This window comes from Paenibacillus sp. J22P165, assembly GCF_059692015.1.
The window spans coordinates 1-18,154 of record NZ_JCAUAP010000008.1 but is presented as its reverse complement, the minus strand read 5'-3'; the positions used below and the strand labels follow the sequence as shown (position 1 = coordinate 18,154).

Annotated in this window: 22 protein-coding genes; 3 read left to right on the top strand and 19 right to left on the bottom strand. The window is 35.5% G+C overall.

Annotation, left to right across the window (positions count from 1 at the left end; genetic code table 11):
- Positions 1-16 precede the first annotated feature (16 nt).
- Genes AC58QM_RS20180 through AC58QM_RS20170 form a run of 3 tightly spaced genes read right to left on the bottom strand, consistent with a single transcriptional unit; the run spans position 17 to position 2,783 of the window.
- Complete coding sequence (locus AC58QM_RS20180; protein WP_497286644.1) at positions 17-2,005, bottom strand: TnsB C-terminal domain-containing protein; 1,989 nt, start codon at positions 2,003-2,005, stop codon at positions 17-19.
- Complete coding sequence (locus AC58QM_RS20175; protein ID WP_497286643.1) at positions 2,002-2,208, bottom strand: hypothetical protein; 207 nt, start codon at positions 2,206-2,208, stop codon at positions 2,002-2,004. Before AC58QM_RS20175 ends, AC58QM_RS20180 begins: the two co-directional genes overlap by 4 nt.
- Positions 2,205-2,783, bottom strand: coding sequence for a Tn7 transposase TnsA N-terminal domain-containing protein (locus AC58QM_RS20170; protein WP_497287096.1), 579 nt, complete (start codon positions 2,781-2,783; stop codon positions 2,205-2,207). The genes AC58QM_RS20175 and AC58QM_RS20170 overlap by 4 nt, the downstream gene beginning before the upstream one ends.
- 532 nt (positions 2,784-3,315) lie before the next feature.
- Between AC58QM_RS20170 and AC58QM_RS20165 the strand changes: the two genes are divergently transcribed.
- Positions 3,316-3,585, top strand: a complete 270-nt coding sequence (locus tag AC58QM_RS20165) for a helix-turn-helix domain-containing protein (protein WP_497286642.1) — start codon at positions 3,316-3,318, stop codon at positions 3,583-3,585.
- On the opposite strand, the gene AC58QM_RS20160 is transcribed toward AC58QM_RS20165, so the two are convergent.
- The gene (locus tag AC58QM_RS20160; protein ID WP_497286641.1) at positions 3,582-3,899 is read right to left on the bottom strand and encodes a hypothetical protein; all 318 of its coding nucleotides are present in this window, start codon (positions 3,897-3,899) and stop codon (positions 3,582-3,584) included. The two genes, AC58QM_RS20165 and AC58QM_RS20160, sit on opposite strands and share 4 nt — an antisense overlap.
- Before the next feature lie 135 nt (positions 3,900-4,034).
- Between AC58QM_RS20160 and AC58QM_RS20155 the strand changes: the two genes are divergently transcribed.
- Positions 4,035-4,379 (top strand): helix-turn-helix domain-containing protein, encoded by a 345-nt coding sequence (locus AC58QM_RS20155; protein WP_497286640.1) that lies wholly within the window; start codon positions 4,035-4,037, stop codon positions 4,377-4,379.
- A gap of 402 nt (positions 4,380-4,781) precedes the next feature.
- Entirely contained in the window at positions 4,782-4,970 is a 189-nt protein-coding gene (locus AC58QM_RS20150) for a hypothetical protein (protein ID WP_497286639.1), read from the top strand.
- 183 nt (positions 4,971-5,153) lie between these two features.
- Here the strand turns inward: AC58QM_RS20150 and AC58QM_RS20145 are convergent, their stop codons facing one another.
- From AC58QM_RS20145 to AC58QM_RS20075, 15 genes are all read right to left on the bottom strand, one after another.
- Entirely contained in the window at positions 5,154-5,996 is an 843-nt protein-coding gene (locus AC58QM_RS20145; protein ID WP_497286638.1) for a tyrosine-type recombinase/integrase, read from the bottom strand.
- A gap of 309 nt (positions 5,997-6,305) precedes the next feature.
- The gene (locus AC58QM_RS20140; RefSeq protein ID WP_497287095.1) at positions 6,306-6,521 is read right to left on the bottom strand and encodes an alpha/beta-type small acid-soluble spore protein; all 216 of its coding nucleotides are present in this window, start codon (positions 6,519-6,521) and stop codon (positions 6,306-6,308) included.
- Positions 6,522-6,574: 53 nt separating this feature from the next.
- Positions 6,575-7,105 (bottom strand): RsfA family transcriptional regulator, encoded by a 531-nt coding sequence (locus AC58QM_RS20135; RefSeq protein ID WP_497286637.1) that lies wholly within the window; start codon positions 7,103-7,105, stop codon positions 6,575-6,577.
- 304 nt (positions 7,106-7,409) lie between these two features.
- Positions 7,410-7,823, bottom strand: a complete 414-nt coding sequence (locus AC58QM_RS20130) for a hypothetical protein (RefSeq protein WP_497286636.1) — start codon at positions 7,821-7,823, stop codon at positions 7,410-7,412.
- Positions 7,824-8,032: 209 nt separating this feature from the next.
- Entirely contained in the window at positions 8,033-9,028 is a 996-nt protein-coding gene (locus tag AC58QM_RS20125; RefSeq protein WP_497286635.1) for a serine hydrolase domain-containing protein, read from the bottom strand.
- A gap of 991 nt (positions 9,029-10,019) precedes the next feature.
- Positions 10,020-10,586, bottom strand: coding sequence for a hypothetical protein (locus AC58QM_RS20120; RefSeq protein WP_497286634.1), 567 nt, complete (start codon positions 10,584-10,586; stop codon positions 10,020-10,022).
- Between the two features lie 64 nt (positions 10,587-10,650).
- The gene (locus AC58QM_RS20115; RefSeq protein ID WP_497286633.1) at positions 10,651-10,971 is read right to left on the bottom strand and encodes a hypothetical protein; all 321 of its coding nucleotides are present in this window, start codon (positions 10,969-10,971) and stop codon (positions 10,651-10,653) included.
- Positions 10,972-11,501: 530 nt separating this feature from the next.
- Positions 11,502-11,708, bottom strand: coding sequence for a hypothetical protein (locus tag AC58QM_RS20110; protein WP_497286632.1), 207 nt, complete (start codon positions 11,706-11,708; stop codon positions 11,502-11,504).
- A 114-nt stretch (positions 11,709-11,822) separates the two neighbouring features.
- Positions 11,823-11,981 (bottom strand): hypothetical protein, encoded by a 159-nt coding sequence (locus AC58QM_RS20105; protein ID WP_497286631.1) that lies wholly within the window; start codon positions 11,979-11,981, stop codon positions 11,823-11,825.
- A 1,078-nt stretch (positions 11,982-13,059) separates the two neighbouring features.
- Complete coding sequence (gene lepB / locus AC58QM_RS20100; RefSeq protein WP_497286630.1) at positions 13,060-13,695, bottom strand: signal peptidase I; 636 nt, start codon at positions 13,693-13,695, stop codon at positions 13,060-13,062.
- A 299-nt stretch (positions 13,696-13,994) separates the two neighbouring features.
- Entirely contained in the window at positions 13,995-14,489 is a 495-nt protein-coding gene (locus tag AC58QM_RS20095; RefSeq protein WP_497286629.1) for a GNAT family N-acetyltransferase, read from the bottom strand.
- Between the two features lie 595 nt (positions 14,490-15,084).
- Positions 15,085-16,005, bottom strand: a complete 921-nt coding sequence (locus AC58QM_RS20090) for a hypothetical protein (protein WP_497286628.1) — start codon at positions 16,003-16,005, stop codon at positions 15,085-15,087.
- Positions 15,992-16,534: an imm11 family protein gene (locus AC58QM_RS20085; RefSeq protein ID WP_497286627.1), complete on the bottom strand. Its 543-nt coding sequence runs from the start codon at positions 16,532-16,534 to the stop codon at positions 15,992-15,994. Before AC58QM_RS20085 ends, AC58QM_RS20090 begins: the two co-directional genes overlap by 14 nt.
- A 143-nt stretch (positions 16,535-16,677) precedes the next feature.
- On the bottom strand, positions 16,678-17,181 hold the full coding sequence (locus tag AC58QM_RS20080) for a EutP/PduV family microcompartment system protein (RefSeq protein ID WP_497286626.1): 504 nt from the start codon (positions 17,179-17,181) through the stop codon (positions 16,678-16,680).
- Positions 17,182-17,441: 260 nt separating this feature from the next.
- Positions 17,442-17,927 (bottom strand): hypothetical protein, encoded by a 486-nt coding sequence (locus AC58QM_RS20075; RefSeq protein WP_497286625.1) that lies wholly within the window; start codon positions 17,925-17,927, stop codon positions 17,442-17,444.
- Positions 17,928-18,154: the final 227 nt, after the last annotated feature.

The window sequence follows — 18,154 nt, the reverse complement described above, 5'->3', positions numbered from 1 at the left end:
TAAGTCGCAGCCTCCATTAAATTGATTTAGTTTTAAACTTTCCAAGCATGTTTTCGTACCTTGCCATCTCCAACTCTGCTTGTTCTTGGTTGGATAGCTCTCGAGCTTTTTCTAATGCCTCATTTCTTTTCTCGGCGGCCTCCAAAGCCTCTATTTGTTCTTGTGGTTCGTTAACTCTTTTACGCTTGTCGTTTACTACCTCACTTACATGCGTAATTTTATTCGCTGCACCACGTTTTTTCTCAGCAGCTTTTGTTATCAAATAATTCGTATAGACAAAAACCGGGTCATCCCAGGTTGTGTAATGAATCAATTTTCTTAAAACTAGTTGGTTGATGGCTTTCCTCATTTGAAGTGTATGAGGAGATAGAGCCCACTTTCCCACGGCTGTTATATATCCAAACTCACTACCATCAGGGAGAAATGCTTTTATTGTTCGCAGATCATCAACATTTACGTGCAATGTCAATTCAGCATTGATCAAATGGCTTGAGTTAGAGAGCTTGTCGCTCCTATACTCAACACCTTCATACTGCACATAAGGGCGCTTTCCAGATTTCATTGAGCCACGAACGATTCTAGTTATAGTTGTTTGCAGAAAGAGCACCTCCGACCGTTTGTCTTCACTTAGAAGTCGAGGCAATAAGCCGTTAGCCATTCGTTTACCCAGTAACTCAAGTGGAGTTTGATGATAAATGCCGCCATGAGGTGTACCGTTGTAATTTGAAATCATTACATCAATAAGCTCCTTTAAATGGTCGTACATGATCTCCCACTTCACTGCGTTCTCCTGAGGGTTAGTGCGACGAGGATCGTCTGGAGAGCTGCCGGTTGTGTTAGGCAGTCTGTGAAAACCAGCTTCTTCGAGTGTTTTGAAGAAACGTTCGATTATCCCCCTGCGCATAGGCAGGTCAACAGGCCCCATATTGATTGAGCAGCCAACCAAGCTGTGTAGGCGATTATGTACTAAATTTGCGAGATGTGCTTTTGCATTATCAAAACAAATCAGATCCCAAATTGCCCATTCAGTATCAGGAAATACCTCTGAGGGAAAGCCACCCACAGAATCATAGGACAATCCATTAATTGTTAGTGCCTTTTTTTGGCGCGGCAATACGGCGTTGCGAATACATTGCATGACATCACTCGCGTTATATTCTTTCATCAGACTTATCGAATAACCAAGAACAGTACGCGTAGCGACGTCAATTAAACAAAGTATCCAGAAACGATCAAGAATTCGTGTGATTTCGTCTCCATCTGGTGTAGTTAACTTAATAGCAAACATTCCGTCGATACGATGTGCATCGAACTGTACCCTTTGGTATGGAGTTAATGTTGATGGGTGATTTTGTTCTCCCACACCTGTATGTTTTGCACGTTGTACCGCATCATGTCCGTGACGAGATGAACTACTTACAAAGTGTTCATAGCCTAAACGGTTCAGATATCGCTGAAGCGCCTTGCGACCCATGTGTTTTGTGTTGAAGGGATATTCCGATAAGGAGAATTCCTTCTTTCTGCACTCATCGATAAATCTCTTATGTATATTTTTGGGCTTCATAATCGGCTCGAGAGTTCTGCGGTTTCGGCCAAGATAGAGATCATCGATCATTTCTTTAATATCAGGGTGTTTATCCAAAAGCTGTATGAACTCACCAGTTTTACGGGATTCATTCCGTTCCTCATGAATTGGATTTAGTCGATAAACTTGGACATGTTTATTTGGGATTAAAGCTCGAAATCCCCAAACGACTCCGCTCTCATCAGGACTCATGCACCGCTTCACTAAGCGCCGCATATTTTGTTCACTGACACCAGTTGCATCTTTAATTTCCTTGAAAGACATTTGCTTCTGGTAGAGCATTAAAATGGCTTCTTTGCGACGTTTGAAGATTTCCTTATCCTTTTCATTCAAATTTTCTTCATCAACAGATGGCCACAACTCAGGGTTAACTTGCTCTGGAAGTAACCCTTCTTGTTCTGTAATCCGTAGTCTTGTCAATTTTTCTCCTTACCTCCTACGGTGCGAATTTTAAATACAGAAGAAATTATTTTTATTTGACCTGAATATTCGTCAGCAATAGTTGTCATCAAAAGCCGATAATAATCTGGCGGTACTTGATCGCTATTCCGATTAGAAGTAACAATACAATCTACTGGAAAAGAATCAATCGTTACTCGTTCTACTCTACGCTGGTCAATCATAATTTCCACACTTCCATTTCATTTCCCCATATTTTTGTGGAGATGTCTGCGCCGATTCTACCCTCGTAAAACAACCAGTGACATGCTGTCTGCAGTTCATAAGCATTCACTGTATACATTAATTCTGTCCATATCTCCCAAAGTGTCTGCTTGGATGTAGATATGTAATCAAGAATTAGTGACGAAGATGTGGGCTTTGGTAAATTAGCCACTGATGTAACAATTTTGGTTAAATTTTCAGTGTAGAATCTGCTGATGCGAATAGTTTTTTCAGTGCGTACTTCGTATTGAAACCCTTCCTGTACGCACCAATGCCTCTGTGCCTCGATCTGTCTTTTGGTTCGCTCATAGTTCTTGTGGAATTGCTGCAATTCGCACTCGTACTTCACTTCAACATATAGAACGGTTCCATCGGAATGTCTAACGTACATGTCTAGAATTGAAGTGTGCATTTTCCCATTAAAGACGTAACTAATCTCTTTCTGTTGTTCACAGTAAGTTTCAACGTCAGGATTGACCTCCACAGTTAACCAATGGTCGAATTCTAAGTCACTGTATAAAATTACCTCCCTCATGCCGACTTTAGGGCCTTTGGAATTCCAGTAATTATTACCATATCGAGAACTGCGTGGCATCACTATTGGCTTGTCCAATTACAATCACCTCTTATTTTAATGGCACTTGCATATTCCATATTTTGTTTCACCAAAATGTGGCTGAAATATACATAAAATTAAAATTTACTGTTTTATTGGGATTTATATTGTGGGCCAAAGTTACATTACATACTCACATAGCCCAATAATTGTAACACTGAATTATTCCTATTAAATTGAAAATGCACCATCTTAGGTGCTTTTTCAATCCAGAAAAGGGCCACATGATTGTGATTCTGATTCTTTCATACTTATTGGTATATTAATTAAATTACTAATATATATATTTACTAATATATATATATTTATAATTTAGAATTAGTTGAAACGTTCATTAGAATATTAAATTCTCTTTCCGCTGTCTTTCTCTTAGTCAAGTAGTAGAGTTCTAGTTTCCATTATCTTTGGGAATACTATAGATAGAAATAGATTAGTAGAGGAGCAAACTGAGATGAATAAAAAAAACGTAATTTTTGACCATGTTGATTGGAGAAATGAAAGTCGGTTATATATTGAAATTGGCAAGCGTATTAGAGATGCAAGGAGAAAAAAGGGTTTTACACAGGGAGAACTTAGTGAGCGTGTAAAGCTCTCTAGACCTTCCATTTCCTATCTCGAAAATGGTCAGCAAAATATTACATTGCATGCTATTTACGAGATTTGTTTTGTACTTGATGTTTCCATTTATAATATCCTACCCAACAATATGAAAGACTCTTAAGTGTTCATCCCCTTTTGTTGTCGGAGCTGCTCTTTTAAGGTTCTGATTGCACTTTGATATAGAAGAGTTTGGTCATCTTCTATTGGAGTTTGAACAGATGTTGCAACCTCTATTGATTGAATATCAAACATTAAGATGTCAGTAAGATTCTTCGGGTCATATAAAATGATGACCTTCCACTCACCATTCACCAAAGCATGTTCGAACCACTTCAGTTTGATTATGTTTGCGCACGTGTACACCAGGTCATTAAAAAGAACCCCTCTATTTGACACAGTTGCCAACCCCAATTCGAAATTTATTTCATTATCCATTTTTATCACCTCATCATTCATTTTGTTCAATTAATATTAAAATAATACTCACAGGTCTCAATAAATATTAATAAGACCTAATTGAGTATGTTATCGCATTAAACCTTTAAGTACTCTATATTTGAGGTGTAATGAATGGATAATAATGTGCTTGGAATTATCGGTCAGAGGATTAGGGACCTTCGGAAACAACGTGGTTTATCGCAGGAGCAACTTGGTGAATTGGCAGGCGTACACTTTTCTTACATAGGTAAAATTGAACGAGCCGAAAAGAATGTTACAATCGTAAATCTTGAAAAAATAGCAGGAGCACTTGGGGTTACTTTTTTTGATTTATTACTATTTGGAAAGTTTATAAAACCAGATCAAACAGAGAAGGATAAAATCCTGAATCAATTATTCCAAAGTCTTACAATTATGAAAGTTAAGGATTTGCGAAAGCTAGATATCTTAATCCATAGCTGGTTTCAAGAACAATGAAACACCATCTCCTATTTTGGATGATGGTGTTTCTCATTTGTTTCACTAGTTTAATTCTTTGTCACCCTAGCTCCTTACACCCGCTCCCGTTGGACTCGTCTCCATACTCCTCCAAGTCATATCATATTTCAAGTAAACATCACTTTTCAGATAAGACGTGCAGACTCAGGTAGAAAACATTTGAAACAATTGTAACTTAACCCATAAGTTTGCCGTTTGGGAACGCTTATGCTTCCAATTTACCAAGGCAAACTTATGCTTCCAAAAAACAAAAACAAATAGATATTTCGACGCAATTAATCATTAATTTATTTAAAATTTACATTTTTTACTAAATATGTTCTAATCTTTATATATTATTAAGAAGCACTCTTTATAGATGATTCTGGAGGTTCTTTAGTAATGAATAAAATGTTGTCAAACGATATAGAACTTTTCGCCGCAGCACTATCACAAGTATATGTTGTCGTAAGCAAAGATGAAATGCTCGACAATGCTGGAATTATTCGTGAATATTGCAAGGATTTCGTGAGAATTGGAGACTCATGGTTCGCTCGAAATATCTATCAATTCAATGTAATATTCAAATAACATATAAAACTAGCCAAGTCTATTACATGAATTGTGCTAAGCTAGGCTTTTATAATGAAAATATCTAAAATATTTTCCCGAAAAATCAATTACTTCCAGTTACAATCCATCCAACTTAAGTGTAGTATCAATGAGCTAATAGTCCCTCCCATCTCTTGATTAAAGTCAATACATTGATAAGATTTAAAAATAACGACGATATAATTCTCTCCTACGCTCACCGCGTAGTTGGGCGTAAATCTGAGTTGTAGATGCTTTCTCATGTCCAAGCATCCCCTGAATAAATTCTAACGGTGCACCGTTATCTAACAATTGACAGGCATAAGTATGACGGAAGCGGTGTGGATATACATTCGCAGTAATATCACATCGTTTAGCTAACTTTTTCAAAGACCAACGTATTGTAGGAATCGTCAATCGACGAATAGGATTTGTTTCGGTGACAAACAATGCTTTACAAGTATCATTCCTGTTCTCCAGGTACCTCTTAAGCCAAACCTTACACTCCGTAGTAAAATAAACCTCTCTTTGTTTTGATCCTTTACCATTCACAATAGCAGAACAGTTTTCCCAGTTGATGTCTTCAAGGTTTATTTTCTGTACTTCTCCTACACGGCATCCTGTGCAATATAGAAATTCTAATAAAGCATGCTCTCGATGAGAGTGACAGGAAATCTTAAGATGAATTACGTCCTCCTCAATTAGAAATTTTGGAATTCGTTTGTCCATCTTTGGTTCTCTCAACTTAATAGAAGGATTCCGAGTGAGATGTCCTTCTTCAAATGCAAAACGAAAAAGGGAACGTACAAAGCGAATGCGGTGGCCTAAACTACTAGGTTTTAATTTCTCTGATACCCCAGCCAAATAGTCTTTAAGTAAGGTTAGAGATATTTCCTCTAATTCAAGATCACCAAGTTCAAGAACTAACATCTTTAATTGTAGAGAGTATGCTTTCATTGTGTGTGAACTAAATCCTAAAATACGTTTATCAGCTTCATACAGCATCCACAGATCCTTTAATTTCATAATAAAAACCCTCCCAAGTTTTGTTACCTCTAGTTTTGCTAGAAATAGGAGAGTTTAATCTTATATTCCAATATTAAGCACTCAATTAGTGACTGACTGCACAGGAACCGGGGGCTCTTAATATTGTAACTTAAGAATTTACGACTTTCGCAAAAAAAACATGATCCTCATGTTTTCTAAATATTGAAACGTAAATTCAAGATTTACTGACGAAACTCTATAAAAATTAAGACAAAATAAAAAGACTGCATTCACCTAAGGAGGAATAGGTGCTTGTAGTCTTTTTGGTTGCCTGTAAATTTCATCTAATTAATATCTAAAGTTTCCTGTAGAACCTGAAAGTTGTTGTTCTGCGATTTGTACTAATCGCTTAGTAATGTTGCCACCAATGGAGCCAGCATCGCGTGTAGTGAGGTTTCCATTGTATGCTTGAAGCTGAATCCCTAACTCTTGAGCGACCTCATACTTTAGTTGATCCATTGCTGCTTTCGCTTGTGGAACTGCTAATGTGTTGTTAGCGATGATGTAGTTCACTCCTTTTCTTGATGTGTTAATATTATTGTGGAGTTTAAGGAATATTATACATGCGTTAAACTTTTTGCCCTTTTCATTATTTGAAGGAATGCATCAAGATCCTCTTGGGCCAAAACTTCAGGGGACGCTTGTTGTTTTTGTGATATCAATTCATTATTTTCTTCCCTAAGCCTAATGTTTTCTTGAAGCAACTCATCATACTTTTGCATTTGGTCATTGGCTATTTTAATGATCTTTTGCAAAGCTTCATTATAAGAAATAGGCTGTTCAACTGGAGTATCCGCGGATAAACTAACTCTAGATATAGTAACTACTTGCTTTATTTCTTTTTGTGCTGGCTTCTGCTTAGACGACAATCGATTTTGTTTTGCTAATTGTATTTCATTTTCAAACTTTTTCCTAATGTCCTTATTCCACCTGAATCCGCACGCAGCTGCCGTACGATTAATTTTAGAGGCGGCTTCCTCAAAAGCTAACAATTGTGTGCTGCCTGACCTAATATGAGATAATACTACCTCGACTAATAAAAGATCATGTTCGTCATTCCATGAGTCCTCACGCTTTTTCTCACCCAAACTATAGTCACCTCTTTCTATAAGTATTTATTATTAGAATTCTTACCTGTAATATAAAATTTATTCAAAGTTAATGCATAAAAGACCCACATATAGTATATGTAGGTCTTTTTATAATCAGTTATATATGGAAATTAGATCCACCATGGTTTTAGAATTGCTAAATCGGCAGCCTTTGTAAAATTATTTTTATACTAAACTCACAAATAGAAACGACGGTGGCTAAGGATGATAGAATAGTCCTAGACTGGTGCTGTTTTATTAAACTAACGTTCTCCGTTAGCGTAACGATTCGTGCTTGATGTTAATCCCACCAACTCAACAATCCATTGACACCTTCAGTATGTATCTCTGTTGCAGTTTTGCAAAATTCTAAAAAAGCTTCCTTTAGTTCGTCAGATACATCTTCTTGATTAACAGCCATACCTTCTAAAGAAACTCTGTAATCCCTACGTTTTGGTGTTACTGCATACCCATAAACAAACACAACAGGATATTTTCTCATAAAATCAAGCATTTCATTAACGGTTGGAGATTCATTCTGAATTTCTTCAGGGTTAATGAAGTTTTGGTTAATTAAGCTTTCGAGTATATCAATGCGAAAAGGTTCAAACTTAACCACCCTGTTCATCTTATCTTCCCAATTTACATCTAGTTTCAAAAGCTTGTCTCTATTCTCATAATCTAAATTGTAATTAAACTGAATAGGCATATTCACTATACTCAACCTCCAATAGAATAACTTCCACAATACAAAGTAATTCGAGTATGATTGGTAATTTAAGGGTATAGATTACTGCCGTTACATTAACAAACAAAAGAGGAGCTGCCGCGAAGCAAGCCCCTCAACTATCGTTCCCGGTTAGCTTAGGGCTGCTTCCCCGTAAAGGCAAGAGTTTTCATTAACGACGAGTTGCATCACATTTATTATAAATTCAACAGATCTCTTATTCTCTCAAACAACTTATATGAATTTACCTTCTCGTAATTCCACAACATGATTATATTCACTTTTTTCTCATGAAATTGCCAAATGTCTGCTTTATATCCCGGAGATCCTCCAGGAATCCACCTGAAACTATTACCCAAAAACCAACCATAACCATACTTAAAATAAGGATCAAAATCTACAGATGCATATGGTGTAAACATAATATCTCTAGAAGATCCAGATAGAATTTTTTCGTTTAAAATAGCTTCACACCATATATTGAGATCCCTAACAGTCGAGTATAATTCTCCTGGTGCTTCGATTTCAACTAATTTATCGTAATCTGCGTTCCTAAATTCTTCGTTTTCAATCGTGTATCCATACGCGCGATTAACAACAATTTGTCGGGGATTATGAAGTCCGGTACTTTTCATATTTAGTGGATTAAAAAATATTTCATTTAGTAAAGTTTCAAATGTTTTTCCTGTAACTGCCTCAAGTATATACCCCATCATAATAAAACCTGTACTGTTATATTTCCATCCTACACCTGGAACAAACAGTTGTTCCTGATTACTCAAATAATTAAGAAAATCACCTTTTTCGTTGTTCAACTTGCTCATTTCATATCGAATGTTCGGTATCTCATAAATATCAAATAATCCAGAAGTGTGAGATATTAGATGGTGTAATGTGATTTTATGATGCACATGTTTGAGCGCATCAATATAAATTCCTGGATGTGCATGTAGATTAATTACAGCCTCTTCATGAAGTTTAATAGTAGCGGCAGCTATGAACATTTTTGTTACTGATGCAATAAAAAACTTCGTCTCCAGAGTGTTTTCAACACCGAACTGCATATCAGCCTTACCATATGCTTTCTCAAATAATACTTTACCATCTTGTGACACTAGCAAAGTGCCACTCAAATGGTTATCTATTTTATAATTTTCAACTATCTTGTTTATTCCATCCCAAACATTAACCATACAAATACCTCCATTTATCTATTAGTATAAAATTCTATAAATCTTTTCTAACTTTTTAATTCCTTTTTTACTCAGTATTTTGGGACCATCTTAAGTGTGCTTCCCAAAAGAAGTCATATAAGTCCAGAGTACAATAACATAATAAAATATCGGAATATCGATGTATACCTTTTCGAATTACTAAACTGGAAAAACGGAGTCATAACTTATAGTTTTATAATGCGAATTATTCGATAACTTCAAGCTTATTATCCTTTTTATACAATTCAACTAATCTGCCCGTTACTTCAACAGACAAAGGCAGCCGATCATGTGTGGCTGCCGTCCTGTCGTGATTAAACTCTCGTTCTTTCGTTAGGTTAATAAAGTCGGTTCACTTCTTTTTCACCCAAGTGTAGTCTTCTGTTCTCACGTTGCAATGGAAAAGGAAAGTAAAAAAATACGATCAAATCCAGCTAATTGGGGCACTAAAGGTACACGAACTGTGTCGTTCTTTATCAAAACCCGAATATCCAATGACGTGAAACTGAGTTAACAAGACCATAGTATAAATTAAAGAGAAAAAATATTCCACCGAAGATGATCGCAATTAAGGCAAATGTCTTACTATATTTTAGTATTAGTGGATAAATGATAATTAATAAAATTGAGAAACTTAGACTAATCATGAATAATAATTTTAGGATAAGTAACTGTTGAAAAACCATTTTTAATTCACTCTCCTCAATTGATTTATTTCGTAATTGCTACTCTTATACTTGGTTCAACTCCCAATTGGTTCACTCGATCAACCTTTTCATATGGGAAAGGTATGAGAATTGATGTGAAATTATTAGTTTTGTTTTTAATTTCACGAATTTCCCTCCTCAATCGTCTTACTTTATACGATTCCATTACTTGGAAGTTGCGTTAAACTGCCCGTTTCTTGAATGAAAACAGGGAGCAGCTGCCACAGCAGTCTGCTCCCTGTTTATTGTGCTATCGTTCTCCGTTACTTTAGCGCCTTTTTAAGCAAATTTAATTCTTCATCAAAGCTCGAATGGTAATACTCATTCCATTCATCTTGATTCAATACCTTTACTTCAATATTCCTTCTCTTCGTTATGTACTCTTTTAATTGAATGTAACCACTGATTGGGAAATCGTGATCATGCCATTGTTTCCTAAAACCAACAATTCCATGTTTTCTCAATATTGCCTCAAGAGCGTCAACGATCTCGGAAACAAGATCATCAAAATCACATATTCCATCAATCGTTTCTTTTGCTGATGCCTGCGAATCATCAGCATATACCAGTATTTTAATTCTTACTTTATTATCAGGTTCATTATATAAATACCACTTATATACTGCAGGTTCACAATCCCATTCAAAACAGCTATACTCCTTCACCTCATCAGCATCGACAAACTCAGGTTTTAAACGAATGATTGCATCTACAAAATCGCCAAGGGAATCCGTTAAATAACTTGGTGTAATATAATGTTCATTGTTATTATCTATTTTTAACATGACTTTAGCCCATCCTATGCTCCAAAGTTCATAGGTCAATTTCAATTAGATTCCCACCTTTCTTTGGAAACTCATTTTGACCAGAATTACGCTATCGTGTCTCGTTAGCTCAACGACTAACCGAGTCTGCCATATCACGATAAATATAGAATGTAATTGCATTTAATATAATTGTACCAATAAGAAGAATTGCTGGAACAGATGCGATGACACTTACTGTATCCATAAGAGCATACCAATCCTCAGCCTTTACACGTTCATAGAAACTGCAAATCTGAAAAAATAACGAAATAGAACAAGCACAAATGCTCAAAATAGAAAGAGTAAACCAATTCCTATAATACTTATTATGTTTAGATATATTAATAGCCGGAAGAATCCACGCAATTGCTCCAAGCACGAGGCTACCAAGATTTAGCCAAGCAATCATATCTTATCACTCTCCTCTTCGATGTTCTAAATTTGATTATACAACAATAATGAATCACATTATATTATTTTACTTTTTTGGGATTTTTTCTTAAATTTATATGAGTGTTGATTGATTAATCTGCCCATTAGGTTAGAAAAGGCCACCGATATCCACCGGCAGCCTCTCTCTGTCATTCATTTAGCTATCGTTACCCGTTAGCGGAACGTGGTGGGGCAGTCCTTACTGATAATAAAAAATTGCTTTATTGTTCTTAGAGAAAGTATTAATAGACAGAAATGTATTATAACCAGAAGAAATTCTTCTTTTCCAAGGATAAGAATAAATATCCATGCAATAAGCGGTATAACTTGTAATATGGCAACTACGCCTGAAATTACAATTGAAAAATGTTTATACAAATTTCGCAACTTCTTCTGTTGGGAAAGTAAGGACGAAAATAATGCTATCGCCCCAGAAACAACAGAAATTTGTGCCCAATAAGTTACTAATGGTCGTTCAGAGCCAATTTCGTCTTGCAAAAGGTGTTATTACTGCTTCTTTGGCTTTCGGGTGACATAATACAAATAGACGAAGATAAAATATAATGGGAAGGCGATCAACCCAACAAATGTAAAAAATACCGTTAGAGTTAGTTTCTTCTCATCTGTAAAAGCATCATAGTTAATAAAACCATAAAAAATCCAAATTAGCCACGCAATCGTTAGTAAATAACCAATTTTATAAGGTGTTTGCATTAATATGTTGTCCTTTCATGACTTCTATAAAAATATACGAATTATATAAGAAAAAAGAGCTGCCGAAACAAGCCCCTCAACTATAGTTCTTCGTTAGGTTAATGAACTGAGCTTTTAATCACTCGATTCAAGCCTATGTCGCAATTTTATCATTCCTTTAGAAAGCTCTTCGCGATTCTTTCCGCTCTTAATCCAATCTGGAAGCCTGCTTGCTAAACTTTGATTTTTATTGGGGATTCTTTCGCGTAAAGAAGAAGTGATGTAACCATCCATAAAATCTAAGTGCTCCTTGTTATAAGCCCACAGTAATTTTCCACAACAATTTGTCCTTAATCAAAGATGCAGTCCCATAAAAGTTCCGTTTCCCCAAGAACCAACTATTGGATCAGTTAAAATGCCACAACGTTTGCATTGCAGAATATATCCGAATTTGCCATCTTCTTTTCTTATCCCTTTAGCACATTTCATACAGTGGGGGCACTCAATGAGAATGTTATGTTTGAATAAAAAATCGTAAATTCTTTCGCCCGTATCTGTGAATCTTGAGTTATTCATAAAATTAGTCCTTTTAAAAAATTCTTAAATTGAAATCACGTTTTTCATTCCATATATTACCACAAGATGTTGAAAATAACCTTAATGAGGCTGCTCGACAATTTCGCGGCAGCCTCACTTTGTATTTTGCTGAACTAACGTTATCTGTTAGCGTAATGAACTACATGGAGGGCAAATTGGCGCTGAGAGATGAGGGATGAAGCTATCAACTGTATGATCTCGGAGCAGAAATTATGGTACCACAGTGGATTTATGATCTATAAACCAAAGTAACGAGACCCAAAATATGAAAAAGCATAATGGGACCAAAAAGCTTTTGAATACAGATGTCCAGTTATAAACTTGTCGCCTATAAGAAAGCCATTGATCTATTAGAAAAAATAATATTGCTGCAAGAAGACTGATATAAAGGAGAACCATGCCAAATGCAAGATGTAATAAGCCCATTAGAGTAAAATTAATCAATTTAGATTTTCGTAATGGTGTATATTCAAAAATGTTATAAACAATAAATTCACAAATTAATGATGTTAATGTTCCATAGATTAATATTACTGGAAAAGCATATGTAAAGTATATTGGGATAGAAGAAATACTGTCTTTTATATAACCCTTAAATGATTTGTATTCAAAGTTAGGAGTATCGCTCCAAACACTTGGCTCAAAACAAGCGAAAATAATAACAAAAATACAAGAAGAGACTGATGCACTGATTAACTTTCGTGAGATTAAACTACTAATAAGCAACGCAATTCCCCTCTTTTGAAAATTTTCAATGTATTTTCAATCGCAACTATTATTTATAGCCAACTACTTTTCCGAGTATGCTGTCTCTTGAAATCGGACCATAATGTCTACTATCCCCACTTCGAATCCAGTCATCGCCAATAATATAATACTGCCCGTCAGGAACTTTGATTTCTTTCTTACTGGTTTCATCGCTTTCCTGAATAATCTTAATTACATTTTTGATACCTTCCGAACTAGGGTCGTTCTTAAGCGCTTTTTTTAATTCTTCTACGTCCATTCCACCCCAAAGTGCTCTAGCATAAAAGGTATCGAGTTTTCTTCCATTGATAAAGACTTGACCTTTTTCAATCCTAATACTTTCTCCAGGAAGCGCTACTACCCTAGAGATCACTGTATCAGGCGATCCATTATTGGAGATTGCCGCCTTTGGCTTTTGGTAGTAAACGATATCGCCTCTTTGAATAGCATTGGATGTGTAATAGCTCGGATCGATTACAATATCAGAACCAGAGAATTCGCTTTGTCTACGAGCCATATTATCATTCATATGCTTGTAAAGAATCGTGCCTTCGACGACATTTACTTTGGTGACTGCTTCTGTAGTGTGGCTATCCCGTAACGGCTCTTGAGAACAAGCGGTGAAAAAGATCATAAAAACCATGAACACAATCAATCGATTCACACGTATACCTCCTAATCATCCTCATTACCATTATATTACCAAATAGATAAACCCATCCAAATAATTCCAAATATTTTATGGCATTATATCAATGTAATTATTTGATATGTTTTGGAGGATAATATTGACGGTGATAATAGCATCAAAACTGGTAGTAAATTGACACCATCAACACAATCGTAAGCAGGTTCAACAGACTTTTTTTGTAACTAAACCGTTACTTGAATGAAAACAGGGAGCAACTGCCACCGCAGTCTGCTCCCTGTTTATTGTGCTATCGTGTCCCGTTAGTTTAATATTCATAGTATTTTTTCGAGTTCAATTTCGTCATGAATCGGTATATCGTAATAACCCACTTTGGGGATTGTCGGCTTCAGCAGCTTCCTAGCCTCATCAATTGAACCGGGATATACGGCCGTTATTCGATATCCGCGTCGTTGAAAAAATCTTAACGCATCCACATTATCATTTGTTGTTATAAGCCAAATGCGATTTCTTCCCGATTGCTTTACCATCTGTTCCACTGTAGAAAGTAATTTACTCCCGACACCTATGTCTTGTACAGTCGCATTAATACTGGTTAACTCGCAATGATCTATACCTAGTCGGTATGTAGCTTCACCGAATCGTATATCATCGACCCAGCCGATGAATGCATCCAAGTCCTGAATATGATGCTTCTTACCTTTGGTTATCATGGTTTCGTCGCCCCACTGTAACCACTGTTCTTTCAGCCATTCAAAATCGTTTTCGCACATAGGAGCTAGAATTCTAATGTCACCATTTTTATCCATTTCCATCACCCCAGTTCAGTATATTACGGAAAAAAGCGATTATGAACTATTCAATTAAACTGCCCAATAGCTTAATGAATCACATGTTATAACCGGCGAAACTATAGAAATTATAACTTAGTTATATCCCGCCTTATTCTAATTAATCGTTTGTCCCTTTTTAGTCATAGAAAAATCCCCTCCAAGTTATACCCAATTTCCCCTTATGGACCATAGGGGATTTTTTGAGTTTCTACTTAAAGGGGATATTACCACTATGTATAGTTTCTCTCTAACTCCAGTTGAAATCATTTTTTCTCTTTGTATAATTCTTTGTAAACAAGTTCATAAAATTCGAAGTTACTTAACGGAGCAATTTTCTCGGGCGGTTTACTGAATATTTCAAGTATATCTAATGCGAGCTGCCGCTCATCTTGTTCAGTCCAATTTTCATTATTCAATGAAAGTCCCCAATTTCAATTTATTCTTATTACGTATTATCTCCCAATAATTAAGCCTCAAACTAGTTTTCAAATTATTCCGGAATATTACTCCCCCCATAAATTAAACATACGTGTCTCGTTAGTTGAATGACCTATGGCTTTCCTCAAGCCTTTCATATTTTTTGATAGCTCATTCGTAAATAGTCCAAAATACTATTAGATGATTTTGTTTTCCATACATGCTTTAAAGAAAAGCCAGTTAACTCAAGTTCTTGTATTTTCCGAACGAGAGAATCAATAATAAAAAGCTTATTCGGTACATTTGGTTCTTTAAATATTGTTGCGCCTATTAGCTTTATCGGATCAAATTCATAATTTTCAATTTCCCACTTCATACGTCCTTTTTCAGTTACAACTTTCACTGACGATTGATTTAACAAGATTGCGTCACGTTTTTCAATATGTTCTAAATGTATATGAAAATAACTACCCCGTACTTCTGATAGGAGCAATTTCTGAAAAGAAAGAACTTCATCTAACCCAGAGAGTAGTCTTTTAGAAATCAGGAGATTTTCTTTGTCCTTATCATAATATATATCACGCTTTAATTGCTCTTCATTAGAATGACTCTGACCCCAATCCATTTCATTTAGACTGACTTCATAAACATCCATATTAAATGGCCCGACTAAAGTATGTTCACTGACTTCTATTAAGCCCGAACCATGTCTTGTTGGGTGATGAATTAAAAGTCGCCGCTTGTAAACATCCACTTCCGAAGCATAATAAGCAACATCCGTCCGAAATGATGAAATCAATTCTAAAGGCAACTCTGTAAAGAGCTGTTCAACAGTTTCATTGGTATTACTGCTGTCTAAATCGATTACAACGGAATACATTGATTTCAAACTATCTTCATTCTGATTCAAAAAGACCTTACAGTGTTTTATCTCGCCTACCATACTTGTTGCCATTTCATTTTTGAATTGACAATATCCTAAATCTGTTAGCAATTCAAATAAATCTTCAACATTCTCACATTTTCCAATATATATTCGTTTAAGCAGGCTGTTTATTAACCTATTCGTTTTCATTTGAATCCCACACTTCAACGAATTTAAAACCTACAAGTTTGTTCTTTTCAACTTCCTTTTTGAATACATCGGTAACAAAAACATCCTGCATGTCAGGAAGTCTGAAAAGAGAACTATATCCAATTTTATCCTTGTGAAATGAATATTTAAGAACGTCTCTGATCGCACCATCCTCAAATAATTCGAAACTCGTTTTCTCGCTATCTAAGCAATCCAAAGTCTGGGTAATATTAATTAAGAAGTAAATACGTATGTTGTGAATTATTGGCAAAGCTTGCCCCGCCCCAGATAATAAATCGGATAGATTTTTTACAGCTCTTTCACTCCAAACCGTAGTTATTCCCATTCCGAAAAATTTCGGATTATCCGATGGATCTCCTCCTTCGGTTGTCTGAACAAAAAAAGGTTTCCATTCCGTTTCTTCAATTGGTTTCCCAAGCGCCTTTTTATAGGGCCTGGTATCAATATCATGTAGTAATATAAGATCCTCGAATCCTCTAAGCTCACTTTTTAGCAAATACACTATCATAATTATCACAGCTCCTAATTTAGCAATAAACTTCTAATCTAATTCATTAGATAAACAATACCACATACTGGAACTATCCTGCCCTTTAGTTCAACAGGCTGCCAATAAGCCGGCAGCCTGTTGTTATTGAGCTATAGTTTTCGTTAGCGTAATATTCCTTTAGTAAAATTCAGATCGTTATTATTTCTTAACCTGATCACTTTATTTTTGTGTGTTTTCAGCTTGACTTCAAAACTATTTCTACTTTTTTCAAATTCCCTTGTCCATTTGTACATCATCTTCAGCATCATGATATCTGGCTTATAGTTGCACTTTTCATATCCAAGTTTTTGCTTAATAAATCGTATTAGGATTCTGATCCTTCGCTTCCATAATGGAGTATCTAGGAATATGATCGTATCCGCCATCTGATATAAACATTGATATGATGGTCTATCTGTTCCTTCAAATATCCAAGACCCTTTTTTATCGATCTCCTTTATAACTTCGATTTGTTCTTCTGCATTTCGTTTATATCTTCCCGTAGGTGTTTTATGGTGCACAATGGAGTCAAGTTCATAATATGGAACATTGATTTCTTTTGACATGCGTTTTGCCAATGTGGTCTTACCACTAGCAACAATTCCAATAATGAGGATTTTTTTCATTCTTGTTTATGCTCCTTAAATCAGCTTTGTTTAACTAATAATAATTTTCGCGAAAGCTACGAATAATCCCTTTACTGTTTTTTTTGTAATAAGGGTATTATTCATTAATGTAATCTGCCCTTTGCTTCAACGAAATAGGGACCGTCCAGACTGCGGGGCAGCTGGCGATCCCTATTTAAGTAACGTTATCCGTTAGCTCAATTCTACTGGTTCGTTTTTTTTAGGTATGTTACGATTAAATTTACAACTTCGATTAACAATCAATCATGTATCATAGCTCTCAATAAATAATATTTTCTCTCTGTCTTAAAGATATAGTCCTTTGAATAACAAGCATAATATCCATCTAATTCGACATCTAATTCAAACACTTCATATTCTTGTTCAATAAATAATTCCTCTAAAAGATTTAGTAATTCTTCTATTCTCTTGTCTCTTGAGCGTACTAATAATTCAATCTGTTCTTTATATTTCTCGGGCTGATAGTTATATTCACTTAAATAAAAAAACTCCTTAAGTTCTGACTTCAATTCTCCTCTCCAGTCAGTAATTCCTTTAAGCTTAAAGTAAGTTACTTTTTTAGGAGTTGGGTACCAGGAATTTGCATCTTCGTCGTAAACAGTCCTTAAATCAAGTATAAATGAAGATTTTATTATTTCCTCAGTAAACTCGAAGGATGCTTCTAAATTCCCATTACAATAAACCGAGTCTTTTAAAAATCTTTGAATGGTTTCAAATTGCTCCATCTGAACACTCCTTTAAAAAGGATATTTCGCTTTGCAATACTATTGCTCAACATCTATTCTGCGAACTTACGCAAATTCCCCATTCTTGAAGTTATTCGAGAAGTGTTTAAACTATCCTGCCCGTCCCTCGGTTTTAACGGTTTATCTAACGTATTCTCACTCATTCGCAGGATTTCATTACCTTGAAAATGACGACTACTTAGAAAACGAAGTCCTTTGGATAAAAT

Excerpts from the sequence above, each read along its gene's own strand:
- AC58QM_RS20175 (WP_497286643.1), bottom strand. The coding sequence starts at position 2,208 with ATGATTGACCAGCGTAGAGTAGAACGAGTAACGATTGATTCTTTTCCA.
- AC58QM_RS20170 (WP_497287096.1), bottom strand. The coding sequence starts at position 2,783 with ATGAGGGAGGTAATTTTATACAGTGACTTAGAATTCGACCATTGGTTA.
- AC58QM_RS20165 (WP_497286642.1), top strand. The coding sequence starts at position 3,316 with ATGAATAAAAAAAACGTAATTTTTGACCATGTTGATTGGAGAAATGAA.
- AC58QM_RS20160 (WP_497286641.1), bottom strand. The coding sequence starts at position 3,899 with ATGGATAATGAAATAAATTTCGAATTGGGGTTGGCAACTGTGTCAAAT.
- AC58QM_RS20155 (WP_497286640.1), top strand. The coding sequence starts at position 4,035 with ATGGATAATAATGTGCTTGGAATTATCGGTCAGAGGATTAGGGACCTT.
- AC58QM_RS20150 (WP_497286639.1), top strand. The coding sequence starts at position 4,782 with ATGAATAAAATGTTGTCAAACGATATAGAACTTTTCGCCGCAGCACTA.
- AC58QM_RS20145 (WP_497286638.1), bottom strand. The coding sequence starts at position 5,996 with ATGAAATTAAAGGATCTGTGGATGCTGTATGAAGCTGATAAACGTATT.
- AC58QM_RS20125 (WP_497286635.1), bottom strand. The coding sequence starts at position 9,028 with ATGGTTAATGTTTGGGATGGAATAAACAAGATAGTTGAAAATTATAAA.
- AC58QM_RS20115 (WP_497286633.1), bottom strand. The coding sequence starts at position 10,971 with ATGATTGCTTGGCTAAATCTTGGTAGCCTCGTGCTTGGAGCAATTGCG.
- AC58QM_RS20110 (WP_497286632.1), bottom strand. The coding sequence starts at position 11,708 with ATGCAAACACCTTATAAAATTGGTTATTTACTAACGATTGCGTGGCTA.
- AC58QM_RS20105 (WP_497286631.1), bottom strand. The coding sequence starts at position 11,981 with ATGGATGGTTACATCACTTCTTCTTTACGCGAAAGAATCCCCAATAAA.
- AC58QM_RS20095 (WP_497286629.1), bottom strand. The coding sequence starts at position 14,489 with ATGGATAAAAATGGTGACATTAGAATTCTAGCTCCTATGTGCGAAAAC.
- AC58QM_RS20090 (WP_497286628.1), bottom strand. The coding sequence starts at position 16,005 with ATGAAAACGAATAGGTTAATAAACAGCCTGCTTAAACGAATATATATT.
- AC58QM_RS20085 (WP_497286627.1), bottom strand. The coding sequence starts at position 16,534 with ATGATAGTGTATTTGCTAAAAAGTGAGCTTAGAGGATTCGAGGATCTT.
- AC58QM_RS20080 (WP_497286626.1), bottom strand. The coding sequence starts at position 17,181 with ATGAAAAAAATCCTCATTATTGGAATTGTTGCTAGTGGTAAGACCACA.
- AC58QM_RS20075 (WP_497286625.1), bottom strand. The coding sequence starts at position 17,927 with ATGGAGCAATTTGAAACCATTCAAAGATTTTTAAAAGACTCGGTTTAT.